Annotated in this window: 18 protein-coding genes, 1 tRNA gene and 2 pseudogenes; 15 read left to right on the top strand and 6 right to left on the bottom strand. The window is 58.7% G+C overall.

What is annotated here, in order from left to right:
* Positions 1-38: 38 nt before the first annotated feature.
* Together fabG and A7A09_RS20265 are read left to right on the top strand one after the other, a co-directional pair.
* A complete protein-coding gene (gene fabG / locus A7A09_RS20270) occupies positions 39-776 on the top strand; it encodes a 3-oxoacyl-ACP reductase FabG (protein WP_106693088.1) in 738 nt (245 codons plus the stop codon).
* Between the two features lie 171 nt (positions 777-947).
* Positions 948-1,181, top strand: a complete 234-nt coding sequence (locus A7A09_RS20265) for an acyl carrier protein (protein WP_106693085.1) — start codon at positions 948-950, stop codon at positions 1,179-1,181.
* A gap of 129 nt (positions 1,182-1,310) precedes the next feature.
* On the opposite strand, the gene A7A09_RS20260 is transcribed toward A7A09_RS20265, so the two are convergent.
* Entirely contained in the window at positions 1,311-2,129 is an 819-nt protein-coding gene (locus tag A7A09_RS20260; protein WP_106693084.1) for a sulfotransferase family protein, read from the bottom strand.
* Between the two features lie 167 nt (positions 2,130-2,296).
* On the opposite strand from A7A09_RS20260, the gene A7A09_RS20255 reads away from it, so the two are divergent.
* A complete protein-coding gene (locus A7A09_RS20255; RefSeq protein WP_106693083.1) occupies positions 2,297-3,874 on the top strand; it encodes a DUF5928 domain-containing protein in 1,578 nt (525 codons plus the stop codon).
* A 14-nt stretch (positions 3,875-3,888) separates the two neighbouring features.
* Positions 3,889-4,272 (top strand): HIT domain-containing protein, encoded by a 384-nt coding sequence (locus A7A09_RS20250; protein ID WP_106693082.1) that lies wholly within the window; start codon positions 3,889-3,891, stop codon positions 4,270-4,272.
* Between the two features lie 10 nt (positions 4,273-4,282).
* Here A7A09_RS20250 and A7A09_RS20245 read toward each other — a convergent pair whose 3' ends face one another.
* A complete protein-coding gene (locus tag A7A09_RS20245; RefSeq protein WP_106693081.1) occupies positions 4,283-5,206 on the bottom strand; it encodes an ABC transporter ATP-binding protein in 924 nt (307 codons plus the stop codon).
* Positions 5,207-5,339: 133 nt separating this feature from the next.
* Between A7A09_RS20245 and A7A09_RS20240 the strand changes: the two genes are divergently transcribed.
* The 3 genes from A7A09_RS20240 (at position 5,340) to A7A09_RS20230 (ending at position 9,428) form a co-directional block, all read left to right on the top strand.
* Positions 5,340-5,528 carry a zinc-finger domain-containing protein gene (locus A7A09_RS20240; RefSeq protein ID WP_106693080.1) on the top strand — a complete coding sequence of 63 codons (189 nt, stop codon included), beginning with the start codon at positions 5,340-5,342 and terminating at the stop codon, positions 5,526-5,528.
* Positions 5,529-5,703: 175 nt separating this feature from the next.
* Positions 5,704-8,511, top strand: a complete 2,808-nt coding sequence (polA, locus tag A7A09_RS20235; protein WP_106693079.1) for a DNA polymerase I — start codon at positions 5,704-5,706, stop codon at positions 8,509-8,511.
* Entirely contained in the window at positions 8,511-9,428 is a 918-nt protein-coding gene (locus tag A7A09_RS20230; RefSeq protein WP_106693078.1) for a cation diffusion facilitator family transporter, read from the top strand. Before polA ends, A7A09_RS20230 begins: the two co-directional genes overlap by 1 nt.
* Before the next feature lie 164 nt (positions 9,429-9,592).
* On the opposite strand, the gene A7A09_RS20225 is transcribed toward A7A09_RS20230, so the two are convergent.
* Together A7A09_RS20225 and A7A09_RS20220 are read right to left on the bottom strand one after the other, a co-directional pair.
* Entirely contained in the window at positions 9,593-9,820 is a 228-nt protein-coding gene (locus A7A09_RS20225) for a DUF1150 family protein (protein WP_106693077.1), read from the bottom strand.
* Between the two features lie 10 nt (positions 9,821-9,830).
* The gene (locus tag A7A09_RS20220; protein WP_106693076.1) at positions 9,831-10,241 is read right to left on the bottom strand and encodes an Hsp20 family protein; all 411 of its coding nucleotides are present in this window, start codon (positions 10,239-10,241) and stop codon (positions 9,831-9,833) included.
* A 228-nt stretch (positions 10,242-10,469) separates the two neighbouring features.
* Here A7A09_RS20220 and A7A09_RS20215 point away from each other — a divergent pair, with 228 nt between their 5' ends.
* The 8 genes and pseudogenes from A7A09_RS20215 to A7A09_RS21725 form a co-directional block, all read left to right on the top strand.
* Positions 10,470-10,703: a YdcH family protein gene (locus A7A09_RS20215; RefSeq protein ID WP_245999501.1), complete on the top strand. Its 234-nt coding sequence runs from the start codon at positions 10,470-10,472 to the stop codon at positions 10,701-10,703.
* 57 nt (positions 10,704-10,760) lie between these two features.
* Positions 10,761-11,246 (top strand): 5-(carboxyamino)imidazole ribonucleotide mutase, encoded by a 486-nt coding sequence (purE, locus tag A7A09_RS20210; protein ID WP_106693075.1) that lies wholly within the window; start codon positions 10,761-10,763, stop codon positions 11,244-11,246.
* Entirely contained in the window at positions 11,239-12,273 is a 1,035-nt protein-coding gene (locus A7A09_RS20205) for a 5-(carboxyamino)imidazole ribonucleotide synthase (protein ID WP_106693074.1), read from the top strand. The genes purE and A7A09_RS20205 overlap by 8 nt, the downstream gene beginning before the upstream one ends.
* 361 nt (positions 12,274-12,634) lie before the next feature.
* Positions 12,635-13,252 (top strand): helix-turn-helix transcriptional regulator, encoded by a 618-nt coding sequence (locus A7A09_RS20670; RefSeq protein WP_148043736.1) that lies wholly within the window; start codon positions 12,635-12,637, stop codon positions 13,250-13,252.
* Positions 13,253-13,419: 167 nt separating this feature from the next.
* Positions 13,420-14,367 carry a Hint domain-containing protein gene (locus A7A09_RS20200; RefSeq protein WP_245999500.1) on the top strand — a complete coding sequence of 316 codons (948 nt, stop codon included), beginning with the start codon at positions 13,420-13,422 and terminating at the stop codon, positions 14,365-14,367.
* A gap of 846 nt (positions 14,368-15,213) precedes the next feature.
* The gene (locus tag A7A09_RS20665) at positions 15,214-15,795 is read left to right on the top strand and encodes an SGNH/GDSL hydrolase family protein (RefSeq protein WP_148043735.1); all 582 of its coding nucleotides are present in this window, start codon (positions 15,214-15,216) and stop codon (positions 15,793-15,795) included.
* Positions 15,792-16,973 carry a GSCFA domain-containing protein gene (locus tag A7A09_RS20190; protein WP_106693072.1) on the top strand — a complete coding sequence of 394 codons (1,182 nt, stop codon included), beginning with the start codon at positions 15,792-15,794 and terminating at the stop codon, positions 16,971-16,973. Before A7A09_RS20665 ends, A7A09_RS20190 begins: the two co-directional genes overlap by 4 nt.
* A gap of 358 nt (positions 16,974-17,331) precedes the next feature.
* Positions 17,332-17,751: pseudogene (locus A7A09_RS21725) on the top strand (transposase); the annotation flags it as partial.
* Between the two features lie 208 nt (positions 17,752-17,959).
* Here A7A09_RS21725 and A7A09_RS20175 read toward each other — a convergent pair.
* Positions 17,960-18,043 (bottom strand) — tRNA-Leu (locus A7A09_RS20175).
* Between the two features lie 99 nt (positions 18,044-18,142).
* Positions 18,143-18,289, bottom strand: a pseudogene (locus A7A09_RS20170) (lipoyl synthase); the annotation flags it as partial.

The raw sequence follows: 18,289 nt of genomic DNA, 5'->3' as shown, positions 1-18,289 counted from the left end.
CCCCCAGAGGATATTTGAATGAAGAAGAAGAGGTGGGCATGTTTGATTTGACGGGAAGGAATGCGCTGGTGACCGGCGCGTCGGGCGGAATCGGCGGCGCGATCGCCGAGGCCCTGCATGCGGCGGGTGCCGCGGTTGCGCTGTCGGGGACGCGCGAGGCCCCTTTGCAGGAACTGGCCGCGAAGCTGGGTGAGCGGGCGCATGTGGTGCCGGCGAATCTGGCGGATGCCGATGCTGTCGCCGCACTGCCGAAGGCGGCGGCGGACGCGATGGGATCGGTGGATATCCTGGTCAACAATGCCGGGATCACGCGGGACAACCTGTTCATGCGGATGTCGGATGAGGAGTGGCGCCAGGTCCTGGACGTCAACCTGACCAGCGTGTTCCAACTGTCCCGGGCGGTGCTGCGCGGGATGATGAAGGCGCGTTGGGGGCGGATCGTGAATATCACCTCGGTCGTGGGCGCAACGGGAAATCCCGGGCAGGGCAATTACGCCGCCGCCAAGGCGGGGCTGGTCGGCATGTCGAAAAGCCTTGCCTGTGAGGTGGCGAGCCGGGGAATCACGGTGAACTGCGTCGCTCCCGGTTTCATCGAGACGGCGATGACCGACAAGCTGAATGACGATCAGAAGGGCAAGATCCTCGGGCAGATTCCGGCCGGGCGCATGGGTAGCCCCGCCGAGATCGCGGGGGCCGTCGCCTACCTGGCCAGCGCCGAGGCCGGTTACGTCACCGGGGCCACGCTGCATGTGAATGGTGGAATGGCAATGGTCTGAACCGAATGGGCGGTGCTGCAACGCGGCGACAAAAAGCTTGGAAAAGCGGTTGCATGAGGGATAATGGGTGCTATATCCCCGCCTTTAGCAGCAGGGAAACCGCCCTGTGCTGGCACGGGCCGTCGCCCGGGAAAAAGATTGGGCGGATGCCCGCGAGAATGAGGATATGACATGAGCGATATCGCTGATCGCGTGAAAAAGATCGTTGTCGAGCATTTGGGCGTCGATGAGGACAAGGTGGCCGAAGCCGCCTCGTTCATCGATGATCTGGGCGCAGACAGCCTCGACACCGTGGAACTGGTGATGGCCTTCGAAGAAGAGTTCGGCATCGAGATTCCCGATGACGCCGCCGAGACGATTCAAACCGTTGGCGATGCGGTGACGTTCATCAAGGGCGCTGTCTGAGACGGCACCCTGCCTGATTGAGGCAAAGAAGAAGCGGCGCTCTCCGGCAGGAGGCGCCGCTTTTTCCTTTTTCGGTCAGCAGCCGGGACCGATCAGCCGGTCCCGCCATCCGTTGGCAGATATCGCGGGTCAGCGGCCCAGCTTGGCGTGAACCTCGTCCAGATCGACCTCTCCGATCGGCATCTTGTTGTCGGGATCGTCGAAATCATAGCGGAAGAGCTGGAAGTCGTCCTTGTAGATCTCCCAGACCAGGTGGCGTGACAGGTCGTCGAAATAATCGCTGACCTTATGCGCGCGCTTGGGGCCGTGACCTTCGGATTCGTTGAAGCGGGGCACGTCCTTCAGGTCGATGCTGTTCGGCGTTTCCGCATTCTTCAGCACCTGCTTCATCCCGTCGTTGAATTTCTCGGTGAAGAAGATGCGGTTATACTGGCCGCCATTGGCGATGAAAGTCGCGATATGTCCCGACATCGACGACCAATGGATGTCCGGATCCATGGGCCGGCGCCAGCGGATGGTGTCGCGCGCAAAGAGCAGGAAGCGGCGGAAACTGGCGACCTGGTCGAAATCGAAGCCGTTTTCCGGGCTGCCGACATCGATGCCGTAGCGCTGGATCAGCTGCGGCACCAGATTGCCGCGATAGCGCCGTCCGTTGCGCTGGATGCCCGCGATCTTGTCGAAGAACGAGGACAGGATTCGCGAATAGGGATTGCGCACGCAGGTGAAGGTCGGCGTCTCGTGACCCAGAACCGCGCTTTCGATGGCCTTCTGGCTTTCGTCCTGCGACCATTTATGCAGACCGTTGGTGGAATCGTGGATATCGCCATCGAAAAAGCGACCGTGATCCGTGTAGAACATGATCTGCCCGATCGTCGAGCAGGCGCATTTCGGCACTACCCGGTAGATCATGCTGCCACTCTCGGTCATCCAAACGCCCGGAAACCCCATGGTGATTCTCTTCTCTCTTATTAACACTGGCCGATTTCCACCGCTTAGCGACAACCGGCTTGCTCATGTACTCAAAATTGCTACAGACAGAAAGCAAACCCCGAGGGGATTTTCAACGCATTAAAGATGCAAAACCCGATTATGCCGCAGCATTGTGAACCGTTTACATGACACGTATCGCTTTTATCCTGTTGACTCATAAGGATCCCGAAGGGGTCATCGCACAAGCCCGGCGGCTTACCGCCACCGGCGATTTCGTATCGATTCATTTCGACGCAAGCGCCCCCGAGCGCTATTTCGAGCGTATCCACTCGGCGTTGAAGGACGATCCGGGCGTCACCTTTGCGAAGCGGCGGCTGAAATGCGGTTGGGGGGAGTGGTCGCTGGTCGCGGCGACTCTGCTTGCTGTCGAGGCGGCGGTCGAGGCATTCCCCGAGGCCACGCATTTCTACATGCTGTCGGGCGATTGCATGCCGGTCAAATCGGGGGAATACGCGCATGACTTCCTGGCGCGGCATGACGGTGACTTCATTGAAAGTTTTGACTTTTTCGACAGCGACTGGATCAAGACCGGGATCAAGGAAGAGCGGCTGATCTACCGGCATTTCTTCAACGAACGTAAGTATAAATGGCTGTTCTACACCAGCCTTGATCTGCAAAGACGGTTCAGGCTCCGGCGGAACATCCCTTCGGACCTGCAGATCATGATCGGCTCGCAATGGTGGTGCCTGCGCCGCCAGACGATCCTGAACCTGCTGAATTTCTGCCGGGAACGGCGCGACATGATGCGTTTCTTCGCGACGACATGGATCCCCGACGAGACCTTTTTCCAGACCCTCGTCGCGCATCTCGTGCCGAAGACCGAGATCCATCGGCGGACGCTGACATTCCTGATGTTCACCGATTACGGGATGCCCGCCACCTTCTACAATGATCACTATGATCTGCTCTTGCGCCAGGATTACCTTTTCGCACGCAAGATCAGCGCCGAGGCGCTGGAGTTGCGGGAACGGCTCGGGGCGCTCTGGCAGGCCAACGGGCAGGAATTCGTCATCTCGGACGAAGGGCCGCGGCTTTTCCGCTTCCTGACCGGGCGGGGCCGGGTCGGGCGCCGATTCGCGCCGCGTTTCTGGGAAAGCGAGGGCAATCTGGGCCGCAACCAGATGGTTCATCTGATCGTCGCCAAGAAATGGCATATCGCCAAGAGGCTTACGGCGAGAATTCGGGAATTGACGACGATTCCGGCGCTGGATTACGTGTTCGACGAACAGGAGGCCAATCTGCCCTGGCTGGGCGGCGTGGCTTCCAGCCTGACGAAGCGGCAGCGCCATCGGCGCGCATTGCTGCGCCTGCTGTTCGACGAATATGAAAGCCGCCAGATGGTGCTGTGCATCGATCCCTCGGCGCTCTCGCTGATCACCGATTTCGTCGGCGACAAGGCCGAGACCCGGATCCTGTTCATCGATAATGTATTCGACGACGATTACCTGCGTGGCCATATGGGGCGAATCGGATTGACCGGGGCGACCACCCCGGAGGATGTCGTCGAACGGTTGTTGCCGGTGGTCCGGGCCGATCTGGACCAGGAGGCCGAGAGGCTGCGCGACATGAATTTCGAGCGTTTCGATGTCATCGCGGATGAGCAGCCGCTCGATCAGAATGCAGTGGCCATCGAGCGCTTTCTGGACGTCTCGCCGGAAATCGCGCAGGATCTTGCCGGGACCGAACATCTTTTCGCAGACTAGCCAGGGAAAGCGCCATGGGTTTCGACTATGACGACCAGAATATCTTCGCCCGCATCCTGCGCGGCGAGATTCCCAATGACACCGTCGCCGAGAACGCGCATGCCCTGGCGTTCCGCGACATCGCCCCGAAATCGCCCAGCCATGTCCTGGTGATTCCCAAGGGCCGGTATGTCAGTTTCGACGATTTCGCGGCCAATGCCCCGGCCGAGGAGATCGCGGGCTTCATGCGGCTTTGTGCCGAGGTGGTCGCGAAGGAAGGCATCGGGCTGGATGGCGGCGGGCAGGGGTTCCGGGCGATCACCAATGCCGGGCCGGACGGCGTGCAGGAAGTGCCGCATTTCCACGTCCATATCATGGGCGGGCGGATGATGGGCCCGATGGTCAGCCTGCGCGGCTGAGCGATTCGCCTCAGCCGCGGGTCAGTTCGACGAAGACATCCTCAAGGTCGGGCTGTTCGCTGGCCACGTCGATGATCGGCACATTCGCGCTGCGCAACGCATCGAGCAACTGATCGGCGCGGATGCGGGAGGGCGGATAGCTGATCGCCAGCCGGCCATCGGGACGCCATTCGGGATGCGCCCCGTCGGGCAGGGCGGGCAGTTCGACCCGCTCGCCGGTATCGATGACCAGTGTCTTGCCATCGGCGCGGCCCAGCAATTCGCGGGTTCCCTGCCGCACCACCAGCTCGCCATGGTTGATGATGGCGATCTCGTCGCACATTTCCTCGGCCTCTTCGAGATAATGGGTGGTCAGGATGATGGTCATGCCCTGTTCGTTCAGCTTGCGGACATTGTTCCACAGCATCTCGCGCAGGGTGATATCGACGCCCGCGGTCGGCTCGTCCAGTACCAGGATATGCGGGCGGTGGACCAGCGCCTTGGCCAGCAGAAGCCGCCGCCGCATCCCGCCCGACAGGTTGCGTGCATAGGCCTCGGCCTGGTCGGTCAGCCCGACCAGTTCCAGCAGTTCATCGGTCCAGCGGTCGGCCTTTGGCACGCCATAGAGCCCCGCCTGCACTTCGAGGCTGGCGCGGGGGGTGAAATAGGGATCCATGTTCAGTTCCTGCGGCATGACCCCGATGGCGGCACGGGACTGGCGCGGGTTCACATCCTGGTCAAAGCCCCAGATCACCACGCGCCCCTCGGTCTTGTTCACCAGCCCGGCGAGGATGTTGATCATGGTGGACTTGCCCGCGCCATTCGGCCCCAGCAGCCCGAAGATGCTGCCCGAGGGGATGTTCAGATCGACACCCTTCAGGGCCTCTTTCGCGGGGGCATTGCCCTGCGCGGCATAGATCTTGCGCAGGCCGGAGATTTCGATGGCATTCGACATAAGGCTGGTCCTTGCAGAGCTTGCGAAGGCAGGCGGTGCTGCGATATGTGGGTTAGAACAGAACCTGCCCGCCGCGACAAGAAGGCCAGCCATGACCGAACCCGTTATGCCCCGGAACGCGACCGCTCCGGAAATGCGCATGCCCGCGCCCGAGACCGTTACCGTCACCACCCGGCGCATCGCCTGTGACGGCAATGACAACGGGGGGCTGGGCCATCCGCGCGTCTGGCTGGCGATTCCGCCGGAAACGGGTTTCGTCGATTGCGGCTATTGCGACAAGCGCTTCGTGCTCGATCCGAATCACGCAGGTGACGATCACTAGCGGCAGGTTCCATCGGTTCCGTTCCGGCATCGGTGGAATGAGGCCCGGTTTTGAAGAGGGCCGCAAATGCATGGATGCCCGTGTTGCGCCGGCTTCCGCGACGGTTCATCGCTTCCCTTTGCCCCCGGCGCGGCTTTCTGCCAAAACAGGTCCGACAGTGTGAAAGGACCTTTCCATGACTTCGGATTCTCAGGGCTTCGGCAAGGGCTGCCATCTTCACCTGATCGATGGTTCCGCCTTCATCTTCCGCGCCTATCACGCGTTGCCGCCACTGACCCGGAAATCCGACGGCTTGCCGATCGGCGCGGTCGCGGGTTTCTGCAACATGCTGTGGAAATATGTCAGCGATCAGAGCGGCAGCAACGCGCCGACCCATGTGGCGGTGATCTTCGACCATTCCTCCAAGACCTTCCGCAATGACATCTACCCCGAATACAAGGCCAACCGCCCCGAACTGCCCGAGGATCTGCGCCCGCAATTCCCCCTGACCCGAGAGGCCACACGCGCCTTCAACATCGCCTGCATCGAGACCGAAGGGTTCGAGGCCGACGACATCATCGCCGCGCTGTCCTGCAAGGCGCGCGATGCCGGCGGTGCGGTCACGATCATCAGCAGCGACAAGGACCTGATGCAACTGGTTGGGCAAGGCGTGAACATGCTGGACCCGATCAAGGGCAAGCAGATCGGGCCGGACGAGGTGGCCGAGAAATTCGGCGTCGGTCCCGACCGGGTGGTCGATGTGCAGGCGCTGGCGGGCGATTCGGTCGATAACGTGCCGGGCGCTCCGGGGATCGGGATCAAGACCGCCGCCCTGCTGATCAACGAGTTCGGCGATCTCGAAACGCTGCTGTCGCGCGCCGAAGAGATCAAGCAGCCCAAGCGCCGCCAGACCCTGATCGATCATGCCGAACTGATCCGGATCTCGAAACGGCTGGTGCAACTGGATTGCGATACACCGCTGGATTTCACGCTGGAAAGCCTGGAGGTGCGCGATCCGGAGGCCGGCGCCCTGCTGGAATTCCTGGCGCAGATGGAATTCCGGACCCTGACGGCGCGTGTGGCGGAAAAGCTGGGGGCAGAGGCGCCCGCCGTCATCTCCGCCCCGCCCACCGAGACCGCCGCCGCGCCGGAGCTGCCCGCGATGGGGGCGGAGGGTTATGACTGCGTGACCGACCGGGCGGCGCTGGATCACTGGATCGCGGAGATTGGTGAGGCTGGGCATGTCGCCATCGACACCGAGACCACCGGGCTGGACGAGATGCAGGCGGACCTGGTCGGTGTGTCGCTTGCGGTTCGTCCGGGCCATGCCTGCTATATCCCGGTGGGGCATGTCGAGGGCGATGGCGACCTGTTCGGGGCGACCGGCCTCGTGGCGGGGCAGTTGGATGCGGGCGAGGTGCTGGCCGCGCTGAAGCCAGTCCTGGAGGATCCGGCGATCCTCAAGATCGGGCAGAACGTCAAGTATGACTGGAAGATACTCGCCCGCCACGGTATCCGCATGACGCCCGTCGCCGACACGATGCTGATGTCCTATGCGCTGAACGCGGGCACCCATAACCATGGCATGGATGAACTGGCCGAGCGTTACCTCGGCCATAAATGCATTCCCATCAAGGAACTGATCGGCTCGGGCAAATCGCAGATCGGTTTCGCGCAGGTCGCCATCGACAAGGCCACCCCCTATGCCGCCGAGGATGCCGAGGTGACCTTGCGGTTGTGGCAGCATTTTGCGCCGATGCTGCATGCCGAGCATGTGACCACGGTTTACGAAACGCTGGAGCGCCCGATGGTGCCGGTCCTCGCCGATATGGAGATGGCGGGAATCCGTGTCGATGGCGAGACGCTGAAACGCATGTCGAACGCCTTCGCGCAGAAGATGGCGCAGCTCGAGGACGAGATCCACGAACTCGCGGGCGAGAAATTCAATGTCGGCAGCCCCAAGCAACTGGGCGAGATCCTGTTCGACAAAATGGGGCTGGCGGGCGGCAAGCAGGGCAAGACCGGCGCCTATTCGACCAGCGCCGATGTGCTGGAGGATCTGGCCGCCGAGGGGCATGACCTGCCCGCGCGGATCCTTGACTGGCGGCAGGTATCCAAGCTGAAATCGACCTATACCGATGCGCTGCAAGGCCATGTGAACCCGGAGACGGGGCGGGTTCATACCAGCTATTCCATCGCCGGGGCGCAGACCGGGCGGCTGGCCTCGACCGATCCGAACCTGCAGAATATCCCCGTGCGCAGCGAGGAAGGGCGCCGTATCCGCGAGGCTTTCGTGGCGACGCCGGGGCACCGCCTGGTCAGTCTCGACTACAGCCAGATCGAGCTGCGGATATTGGCGCATGTGGCGGATATTCCGGCGCTGAAACAGGCGTTCAAGGACGGCATCGACATTCACGCGATGACGGCAAGCCAGATGTTCGGGGTGCCGGTCGAGGGAATGGACCCGATGATCCGCCGCCAGGCCAAGGCGATCAATTTCGGCGTGATCTACGGGATCTCGGGCTATGGCCTGTCGCGCAACCTGCGCATTCCGCGGGCCGAGGCGCAGGCCTTCATCAACACCTATTTCGAACGTTTCCCCGAGATCCGCGCCTATATGGACAAGACCGTGACGGATGCGAAAGAGGTCGGCCATGTCCGGACCCTGTTCGGGCGGCGCATCAACACGCCCGGCATCAACCAGTCCGGTCCGGCTGCGGGCGGCGCGCGGCGGGCGGCGATCAACGCCCCGATCCAGGGGGCGGCGGCCGATATCATCCGCCGGGCCATGATCCGCATGCCCGAGGCGATCAGGGATTTGCCCGCAAGGATGCTGTTGCAGGTCCATGACGAGCTGGTCTTCGAGGTCGAGGAAGGCGCAACCGAGGATCTGATCGCGGCGGCGCGGGAGGTGATGGAGACTGCCGCCGAGCCGGTGGTGAAGCTCGCTGTGCCGCTGGTGGTCGATGCGGGAATCGGGATGAACTGGGCCGAGGCGCATTGATGGCGCATTCCCATGCGGATGGGCATGGCGGGCACCGCCACCCCCATGGTCATGGCGATGGTGCCATTGGCTGGGCGGTCGCCGTCAACCTGGCCCTGACGGCGGCGCAGATCGTCGGGGGGCTGCTTGCCGATTCGACGGCGCTGATCGCCGATGGGGTGCATAACCTGTCGGACGCGCTGGCGCTGGTCCTGGCCTTCGGTGCCCGTCGCCTGGCGCGCCGCGAAGCCTCGCCCGACTGGAGCTTTGGCTGGGGCCGGGCCGAGATCGTCGCGGCTTTCGTCAATTACCTGGCATTGATTGCCATTTCGCTCTGGCTGGCAATCGAAGCGTTCGGGCGGCTGGCGAATCCGCCCGAGGTGGCCGGCGGGCTGGTCATGGCGCTGGCCGGTTTCGCGCTGATCGTCGATCTGGCGACGGCGGCGCTGGTCTTTCGGCTGTCGAGGGACAGCCTGAATATCCGTGCGGCCTTCCTGCATAATCTCGCGGATGCGGGTGTTTCGGTCGCGGTGATTTTCGGCGGGTTGCTGATCTGGGCCTTCGGCTGGAACCTGGCCGATCCGATCCTGACGCTGGCGATCTCGGGCGTGATCCTGTGGCATGTCCTGCCCGATCTTGCCCCGGTCTTCCGGATGCTGATGCTGGCCGCGCCACCGGGCAGCGATCCCGAAGGGGTCCTTGCGGCGCTGAAAGCCCTGCCGGGAGTGCGTGACGCCCATCACCTGCATCTGTGGCAGATCGACGAAAGGCGCAGCGCGGCTTCCGTCCATCTGGTCGTCGAGAACGGGGATTATCTTGAAGCGATCCTCGCCGCCAAGGAGATGCTACGCCGCGATTTCGCGATCGGCCATGCCACGATCGAGGTGGAACCGCCCGAGGCCTGTGCCGATGATCAGGAAAACCGGCACGCGCATTGATTCATCCGCCCCGGGGGAACGCGCATGATCTTCTTCTTCTTTGTTCAAATACCTTCGGGGTAGCGGCATGCCGCCACCGATCCGAGGATCAACCGGCGATAAAGGCACAGGCTCCGCAGGATCACGGGACATGACCCGTCCTTACGCCATCGGGAGATCAGGAATCAGTGGACGCTGACCGGTGTCAGTTCGTTCTGACGGGCCAGTGTGAAGGCCATCCGGCGGTCGCGTACCAATGCCAGGCGCTCGCCCTCGGCGTCGTGGACCGCGTAGAGACTGTCGATATCGGGAAGCTGGTCCTGCACCTCCTGCGGCAAGCTGCTGGTCGCGACTTGCCGGATATAGACGATGTTTTCGGCCGGATTGTCGCCGAAATCGAATTTGCTATCCATGATGATCCCCCTATTTGCGGCTGATCGGAATGGTCTGGACGACCTGTTCGGGCTGCTCCCGGCGCAGGTCGACATGCAGAAGCCCGTTCTCCATCTGGGCCGAGACGACCTCGACCCCATCGGCCAGAACGAAGCTGCGCTGAAAGGCTCGCGCGGCGATCCCGCGATGCAGGAAGACGCGATCATCGCCCATCTCGGCCATGCGTCCGCGGATCACGAGCTGCCGATTCTCGGTCGTGACACTCAGATCCTCTTCGGCGAAGCCGGCAACGGCCAGCGTGATGCGGAACCCGTCGGGGGCATTATGCTCGATATTGTAGGGCGGATAGCCCTCGGAGCCTTTTGCAGCCCGTTCGGCCAAACGCTCAAGCTGGTCAAATCCCAGAAGATAGGGATGTGCCCCTAACGAAATCTTGCTCATCTTCAGCCCTTTTCTGCAAGCGACTGCGGTTTGCAGGCCCCGTTTCGGCAACCTGCCTGCAAGCAATATGTGAATGCGGAATGCCGGGTGCAAGACCCGTATCCTGTCTCTTGCCGCGTGGGAATGTGGTAAAATACCCGGCATTCCCGGGCATGACGATATTAACAGAGCCGAAACAACCGGCTATACTCGCGCGACCAGCGTCACTGTTCGATCGGACATCGCCAGATGAATATGCACCGTGAACCAGCCAGCCACGAGATGTCGCATGACGAGATCATCCGCGCCGAATTGGCGGTGCTGCGCGCCGCGCATCGTGAGCTGGACCGGGAGATCGCGGAGCTTTCCGAGCAGAAACTGGCTTCGACATTGACCGTGCAAAGGCTGAAAAAGAAAAAGCTTGCGCTGAAGGACCAGATTGCCCGGCTGGAGGACGAGGTCACACCCGATATCATCGCCTGATTGCGGGTGGCGCGCCCGCGCGCTATGGAAACCTGACGCGGCGAAAAGGGGCAGGGCATGGAAAAACCCGTCGGAATCATCATGGGCAGCCAATCGGACTGGCCCACCATGCGCGAGGCGGCGCAGATCCTGGACGAGCTGGGCGTGGGATACGAGGCGAAGATCGTCAGCGCCCATCGCACCCCAGACCGGCTGTGGGATTACGGCAGATCGGCGGTTTCGCGCGGGCTGAAGGTGATCATCGCCGGGGCCGGGGGAGCAGCGCATCTGCCGGGCATGATGGCCTCGAAGACGCGTGTGCCGGTGATCGGCGTGCCGGTGCAGACGCGGGCGCTGTCGGGGGTCGATTCGCTTTATTCCATCGTCCAGATGCCCAAGGGCTTTCCGGTGGCGACCATGGCCATCGGTGCGGCAGGTGCGGCGAATGCCGGGCTGATGGCGGCGGGAATCCTCGCCATCACTGACCCGGAACTGGCCGGACGGCTGGACAAGTGGCGGGCGGCGCTGTCGGCCTCGATCCCCGAGGAGCCCGTCGATGAGTGAAATCCGCTGCATCGGGATACTCGGCGGCGGCCAGCTTGGGCGGATGCTGTCGGCGGCGGCCAGCAGGCTGGGGCTGCGTTGCCATATCTATGAGCCGGGGGCGGCGCCTGCGGGCGATGTGGCCCATGCGCTGACCACCGCGCCCTATGACGACGAGGCGGCGCTGCGCGCCTTTGCCGAATCCGTCGATGTCATCACCTATGAATTCGAGAACGTGCCGACCTCGGCGCTGGATCTGCTGGAATCGATCCGTCCGATCCGCCCGAACCGGCGCGCATTGGCGGTGTCGCAGGACCGGCTGACCGAAAAGACCTTCCTGAACGGGATCGGCCTTGCCACCGCGCCCTTTGCCGATGTGCCCTCCGAGCGCGATCTGGCGGATGCGGTGGCGCGGATCGGCACGCCCTCGATCCTCAAGACGCGGCGCATGGGCTATGACGGCAAGGGACAGGTTCGGATCACCGATCCGGAACAACTCGAATGGACCGGCGCACCCTCGGTGCTGGAAGGGTTCGTCGAGTTCAGTGCCGAGATCAGCGTGATCATCGCCCGCGCCGCCGACGGACAGGTTGCCGCGTTCGATCCGGGGCTGAATGTCCATCGGGAGGGAATCCTGCGAAGCACGACGGTGCCCTGCGGGCTCTCGGGCAAGGTGACGACCGATGCGGTGCTGATCGCGGCGAGGATCGTCAATGCGCTGGATTATGTCGGCGTGATGGGGATCGAACTCTTCGTGACGCCGACCGGCCTGATCGTGAACGAGATCGCACCACGCGTGCATAATTCCGGCCACTGGACGCAGGCGGGCTGCGCCGTCGATCAGTTCGAACAGCATATCCGTGCCGTTGCGGGACTGCCCCTGGGCGATGGCAAGCGCCATGTCGATGTCGTGATGGAAAACCTGATCGGAGAGGATATGGACCGGGTGCCCGAACTGCTGACCAGCCCGCGTGCCCAGATTCACCTATACGGCAAGGGCGAGGCACGGCCGGGACGCAAGATGGGGCATGTGAACCGGATCGCGTGATTGACGGCATGGGAAGCCCCTGCGTGAGCGGGGGCCACTGCCCATGGCCTTGGGTGGATTCAAGACGATCCTACATGTTCCAGCCCGTTCAGTGAGAATGTAGGGAATACTACTTACATTCATAATTTGCAATAAATATTAAATACTTGCGAGGGGCTTCTCCAACATGGAGAGCCCACGCCGCCGATCTCACCCATTTGTGTGATGATGTGCGGGGGCGTCCCGTTATACTGCCGCAGGTTGTTTTGACTAAGTAATTGTATTTAAATGGAAATTATTTGCATGCCGTGAGTTTCTCTTGGTGAGCCACGACTGCTTTGTATATCAGGGTTGTGTCACTACTATAAGGCATTTCAACGAAATGAAGGCATATGTATTCGATTTCAGTAAATTTTTCGGAGATGATGAAATGCCCACGGGAGGTGGGCGCGGTTTTTTGAAGGACAGCCTTTATTTTGTTGCCTTTCCTGGAGTTCGTATTTCCGAAAGTTTTGCTGTAATATTAAGATACTCTAATGGAAGAATTGAAGCGAACCATTCGAATTATATCCCTCTGGATATATTGAATCGTGCTAACGCCTTCATCAGAGGAGGCAGGATGCGCGCCTCACCTTTTGAATGTAATTCAAGATTCCTGTGGGCGATACTACCGGGGAATAAACTGGACTCCGGTGAAATAGCAGTTGCTTCATTCGATTTCGTCGCAAAGTTCATCGAGGATGAGTATCCCGGTGCAAGATTGACGCCATTTGAGGTGAAGTTGTTGTGCAATCTTCTTAGTGGTCGTTCATTGAGTGAGGTTGCGGAAAAAAACGAAAGATCGATCGAGACATTGAGAACGCAGGCCAGAAATATCAGGGAAAAGCTGTCAGTCACCAAGACATCGAGCCTGGATTTCAAGGTGGGATTCAATATCGTTAATCGGTTGATGTCCAAATCTGAAAGAATTGTACTTCTTGCCAATGGCAATCCGGCTTGAAATTAAATTTCCCGTTCCCGGCGTGACATTATTTTCGTAACTCACCCTTTAGGGTGATGCGAGGTATATCACAGTAATATTTAAACCCGTCGTGGCGATGTCGAGTCACCCATGAAGTGCTTCAACGATTGAGGCATGAAAACGTGTGAAAGAGGATTTCGAACGTTATGACGGTACATGTATATAAGACTTATATAGTTGATGGAATTGTCCAGTCTACATCTGAGTTGGTTTCCGTTTCCGATGCAGACAGTAATGGTGATGGTCGGATAACACGTGACGAATGGGTCGCCTTCACAGACAGATCCACTGGTCACGCTCAAGGTAATGGGGCTACAGGCATGCTGTTTGACGGCGTGGACGAAGGAAATGTTTACGAAGGCTATCTCTATTCGTCGACACCATATGAGCAGGGTGACGATGTAACGGGCGTGATGGCCAGCTTGAAACATAACTTCTCCCCCGTGCAAACGGAGGACTTTGGTGTCGTGTGTTTTGCCAGGGGAACGTTGATTGAAACAGAGATCGGAGCCGTGCCGGTTGAAAATCTGAAAGTCGGTATCTCTGTCCGGACTAAAGATAACGGTTACCAACCGATTCGCTGGATTGGAAGTAAGAAACTATCGGCTGTCGATTTTCTTATATATCCCCAGCTTCGCCCAATTCGCATCCGAAATGGTTCGCTTGGTAATAACACCCCGTCCGAGGATCTGCTCGTCTCACCGCAGCATCGCATATTAGCCAGTTCGAGAATCGTCCAGCGCATGTTTGGATCTGACGAAGTTCTGGTGGCTGCAAAGCAGATTCTTCGTCTGAATGGCGTGGAAATCGCCAAGGATATCGATGGAATAGAGTATTTCCACTTCTTGCTCGATCAGCATGAGATCGTTACTGCCAATGGTGCGGAGGCGGAAAGTCTTTACACAGGACCCGAGGCGCTGAAATTGGTTGAGCCGGAAGCCCTGGAGGAAATTTTCTCCCTGTTTCCTGAATTGCGCAATGGTAATCCCGCTGAGCAGCCAGCCTCGGCACGGCCATTGGCATCAGGGAGAATGGCGAGAAAACTCACCGCACGCCATCTGCAAAACAATAAACCCCTGGTGACGGTCGAATAGAAAAAACACTTTAATGTTGGAGGGCAGTCAGTTAGCTGGCTGCCCTTTTTGGAACCGACCCGCCCATCCGATTGGTCTGGTTTGACTGCTAGTGCACGACCTTGGCTCGGGTCCGTCGAGACGATTGTTTCCGGTGCCGGTGGGCGATAGCCCAATGCTGGTTCTCATCCAGATCTGTACCCAGATGCACGAAGCTTCGGCATGCGGTTACACGAGCATCAACAGTAAGCCACGTTCATCGGAATCACAATTTTAACAATAGCGAAGGCGGGGAGCGCGTAGACTTCAAGTATCGCCGCGCTTCGTCGAGATGGCGTGGACCTGGAGTGTCGCAGGCTACCCGCCTCCGCTGAGGGCAATCATTCGGTGCATATGATGCCGAATTTCAAACAAATCGGAACCGGATCTCGCAGAGGTGCATCGAAATTCTGCGGCTTCCTGGTCGCGGACAGATTTCCGAAGGCATGCCATTGATTCCTCTGCTGTCATCGGGGTGCGGATCACCGATACGGACAGTTCCAGAGGAATGAGGGGGGACAGCTGTTGCCTGTTGACTTCGAAACCAGACAGCAGAAATTGAACAAGGCAGGTGTCTACAGATCCGGGGACGTCTCGGCCCTCGAGCAAGCGACTGCCATTCGATCGTGGAACAATGATCCGAACTTTGCTATGCGTCCAAGCGATCGCTTCATGAAGGAGTTCTCAGTGCAGAGGAATATTCTCGTTGTCGGACACAGTCATACCGAATGTCTTCGAGAACCCGCAGCGTCACTCGCGAAACACGGGATAAACGTAAACATACTGAATATCAGACAATTCGAACGCCCCAAGCACAGGAAAGCAGCTGTGCTTCCTTTCATCACGCGGGCGGTTGCTGAACCGCCTGATGCAGTCTGTCTATGCCTGGTCGGAAACAGGCACAATATACTTGGCTTGATAGAGCATCCGCAACCGTTCTCCATAGGGGATGATGCGATTGGTTCTGTGCCAGACGGGAACTCCGATCGATGGTTTATCCCTTATAATTTAATGCGAGATGATTTTCTTGCGCATCACGAACCCGCAAGAAAATTAACACATCAAATTTACAATAAATTTAAACATGCGAAACGCATAGTGTTAAATCCGCCCCCACCTATCTCAGACTGGGAGCATTTAAAGAAATATCCGGGAGTGTTTAGAGATAAGATCATGCTTGGCCCAGGCCCCAATGAACTGAGGCTCAAGCTGTATCGGATTCAAACGAGCGTCTTCAAAGAAATCGCAGATGAAAACGACGCAGACTTCATCGACCTGAGTGGAGAGGTGGCAACGGAAGACGGTTTTTTGAAGGATTGTTATTTCAATACCGATCCAACCCACGGAAACTCCGCCTACGGTGCGGTTGCAATGAATCATATACTTGAGCAGCTAGGATACGCCCTATGAAGCATCCGTATGTTGGGTTAGATGATCACCAGTTTTGGAAAAGATCTCCAGGAATTATTGACAAATCTGACTTGGATCCGGTTACTGGTACACCCTTCAAAATTTCTTCGATAGATAAAATTGTGACTGCAGGAAGCTGCTTTGCTCAGCACGTTGCAAGATTCATGTCAAATTCTGGGTTTAATCACTATATCACGGAAAAAGCGCATCCCGCGATCATACCTGAAGTTTCACAAAGACATAATTACGGTATGTTTTCAGCGAGATACGGAAATATTTACACGGCCAGACAGCTTAAACAACTTCTGCTACGTGCTTACGGAGAATTCGAGCCTCTAGTTGCGGCCTGGCCGGGACGTGGTGCAGGCACGGTCGTTGACCCGTTCCGACCGCAAATCGCTCCTGGTGGTTTCACCTCGAAAAGGGAACTTATTTCAGATCGGAACCATCATTTCTCCTGCATTCGAAAATCCATTGAGGATATGGATGTTTTCGTTTTCACGCTCGGTCTCACCGAGGGATGGGCAGACACCCGGGACGGATCCATTTTCCCTCTCGCTCCAGGTGTTGCAGGTGGAGTATATGATCCTGAACTGGTCGCATTTTCCAATTTTGACGAAGTTGAAACATACAACGACTTGAAATATTCATTGGAGTTTATACGTCGCGTCAACCCAAAGGTTCGAATCATCCTCACAGTTTCTCCGGTACCACTCAATGCAACATATGTGGATCGCCATGTGCTTGTCTCTACGGCATGGTCAAAGGCGGTGCTTCGGATTGCTGCTGAAAAGGCTGTCGCGTATTTTGATAATAGCGCATATTTTCCCTCATATGAGATAATCACGAGTCCCCATGTTCGCGGCGCCTATTACGCAAGCGACGGTCGCGAAGTATTGGAAGATGGGGTGCAGCATGTAATGCGTCTCTTCATGAAACATTACACTGATGTTGAGATCCACGTTTCACCATCATCTCCGGCACAGCTGGCCAACGACAAGCATACGCAAGGCATGCAGGAGGCGGTCGACATTTTGTGCGATGAGGCCGCGATTGATAATGTTGAGCAACAGGTGAGATCGAACAAGGGATGCGGCGAGCGGCCTAGGCGGGTGATAGCTGAAAAGTTGCCTGACCGCTCCAGTTGGTGGGAACGTATCCTGGGTCGAAGAAAATAATTCCGCCTTGCTGACAGCCCGAAGTTGTATGGCCAGCATAATCTTGCAAGCAAGGATTCGCTGACTCATCTGGTCCGATTTTTACGCAATCTGCGGAAACCCGCGGATTGGAGCGTCTTGCTTGATCTTGGAATCAGGCTGCTTCTCGTGGCGGCGTTTTACGATTCACCATATGTGGAGATGGATCACATAGGCAAAGTGTAGTCTTCGGGCCTCGGGGAACGGGTGCTGAAGCATATCGAGGCAGGTCACATGCGACGGGATGCGACTGCGCGGTCGGTTCGAGTTTTGCGATCAAGCTGGATCGTTGCCGCGATCAGACGGCCGCCCCCGGAGCCCTACCACTTTACGGCAACTCCGGATGCGCGAAGAGCCGGACAGGCTGGTGTTCATCGATGGTGTGCCATTCTGGCGCCATCGGTTCGAACCGAATGGCGAACGCCACCAACCACGAAGATGACCCGGCTGCGCGGGCGCTCGAAACGTGGCGGGAGGCTCCATGCCACCGCGCCGTTCGGTCACTGGAAAACCCAGACCTTTATCGCTGGCCTGCACCATGATGGTCTGACCACACCCGCCGCCATTTTCACTCGGACCAATCGCGCTCCAACGGCGACTGATCAGCGGGCCGATGAACCGCGAGATGTTCGACCTCTACATTGAAACGCAGCTCACTCCGAGCCTGGAGCCCGGTGACGTCGTCATTCTCGACAACCTCGCTGCCCACAAGAGCGAAAAGCCCAAGGCAATCTTGCGCGAGCGTGGCGCATGGTTTCTGCTCCGTTGTGCGGGGAAACGCACCACTGGGGAATGATTCAGAGAAATATCTAAGATAGAGTCACACAGTTCAAACCACTTCATGCAGCCATCAAGTAGAGCGTTTTGCATTTAATCGAACCCGTATCCTGCAGCCTTGAAAAAGCTATTTCAATCGGATTGAGATCCGGACTGCGGGAGTTGGAGGGATCAGGACATTGCTGCTGTGGTGGTACCCGAGGCCGGACTCGAACCGGCATGGATTGCTCCGGCGGATTTTGAATCCGCTGCGTCTACCATTCCGCCACTCGGGCACTGGGAAACCGGGTAAGGCGGAACGGGGGAATTTGCAAGACCCGTGACGCCTCGATTACGCAGATTCACCTACCGTTTCAGGTAGCGCTTCCATCACATTATGCCCGGCCGAGCTTTTCCAGCCGTGCGGAGCGCAACCGGGCGAAATCGTCGCCCGCGTGATAGGACGAGCGGGTCAATGGCGTGGCCGAAACCATCAGGAAACCCTTGCCATAGGCCGATTTTTCGTAACCCGCGAATTCCTT

This window comes from Paracoccus methylarcula (assembly GCF_003007735.2).
Taxonomy (GTDB): Bacteria; Pseudomonadota; Alphaproteobacteria; order Rhodobacterales; family Rhodobacteraceae; genus Paracoccus; species Paracoccus methylarcula.
This window is presented reverse-complemented; position numbering and strand designations above follow the sequence as displayed.

Coding starts and splice junctions, on each gene's coding strand:
- A7A09_RS20225 (WP_106693077.1), bottom strand. CDS start 9,820: ATGGATAGCAAATTCGATTTCGGCGACAATCCGGCCGAAAACATCGTC.
- A7A09_RS20240 (WP_106693080.1), top strand. CDS start 5,340: ATGCGCATGCCCGCGCCCGAGACCGTTACCGTCACCACCCGGCGCATC.
- A7A09_RS20260 (WP_106693084.1), bottom strand. CDS start 2,129: ATGGGGTTTCCGGGCGTTTGGATGACCGAGAGTGGCAGCATGATCTAC.
- A7A09_RS20205 (WP_106693074.1), top strand. CDS start 11,239: ATGAGTGAAATCCGCTGCATCGGGATACTCGGCGGCGGCCAGCTTGGG.
- purE (WP_106693075.1), top strand. CDS start 10,761: ATGGAAAAACCCGTCGGAATCATCATGGGCAGCCAATCGGACTGGCCC.
- fabG (WP_106693088.1), top strand. CDS start 39: ATGTTTGATTTGACGGGAAGGAATGCGCTGGTGACCGGCGCGTCGGGC.
- A7A09_RS20670 (WP_148043736.1), top strand. CDS start 12,635: ATGAAGGCATATGTATTCGATTTCAGTAAATTTTTCGGAGATGATGAA.
- polA (WP_106693079.1), top strand. CDS start 5,704: ATGACTTCGGATTCTCAGGGCTTCGGCAAGGGCTGCCATCTTCACCTG.
- A7A09_RS20220 (WP_106693076.1), bottom strand. CDS start 10,241: ATGAGCAAGATTTCGTTAGGGGCACATCCCTATCTTCTGGGATTTGAC.
- A7A09_RS20190 (WP_106693072.1), top strand. CDS start 15,792: ATGAAGCATCCGTATGTTGGGTTAGATGATCACCAGTTTTGGAAAAGA.
- A7A09_RS20200 (WP_245999500.1), top strand. CDS start 13,420: ATGACGGTACATGTATATAAGACTTATATAGTTGATGGAATTGTCCAG.
- A7A09_RS20215 (WP_245999501.1), top strand. CDS start 10,470: ATGAATATGCACCGTGAACCAGCCAGCCACGAGATGTCGCATGACGAG.
- A7A09_RS20250 (WP_106693082.1), top strand. CDS start 3,889: ATGGGTTTCGACTATGACGACCAGAATATCTTCGCCCGCATCCTGCGC.
- A7A09_RS20265 (WP_106693085.1), top strand. CDS start 948: ATGAGCGATATCGCTGATCGCGTGAAAAAGATCGTTGTCGAGCATTTG.
- A7A09_RS20245 (WP_106693081.1), bottom strand. CDS start 5,206: ATGTCGAATGCCATCGAAATCTCCGGCCTGCGCAAGATCTATGCCGCG.
- A7A09_RS20255 (WP_106693083.1), top strand. CDS start 2,297: ATGACACGTATCGCTTTTATCCTGTTGACTCATAAGGATCCCGAAGGG.
- A7A09_RS20230 (WP_106693078.1), top strand. CDS start 8,511: ATGGCGCATTCCCATGCGGATGGGCATGGCGGGCACCGCCACCCCCAT.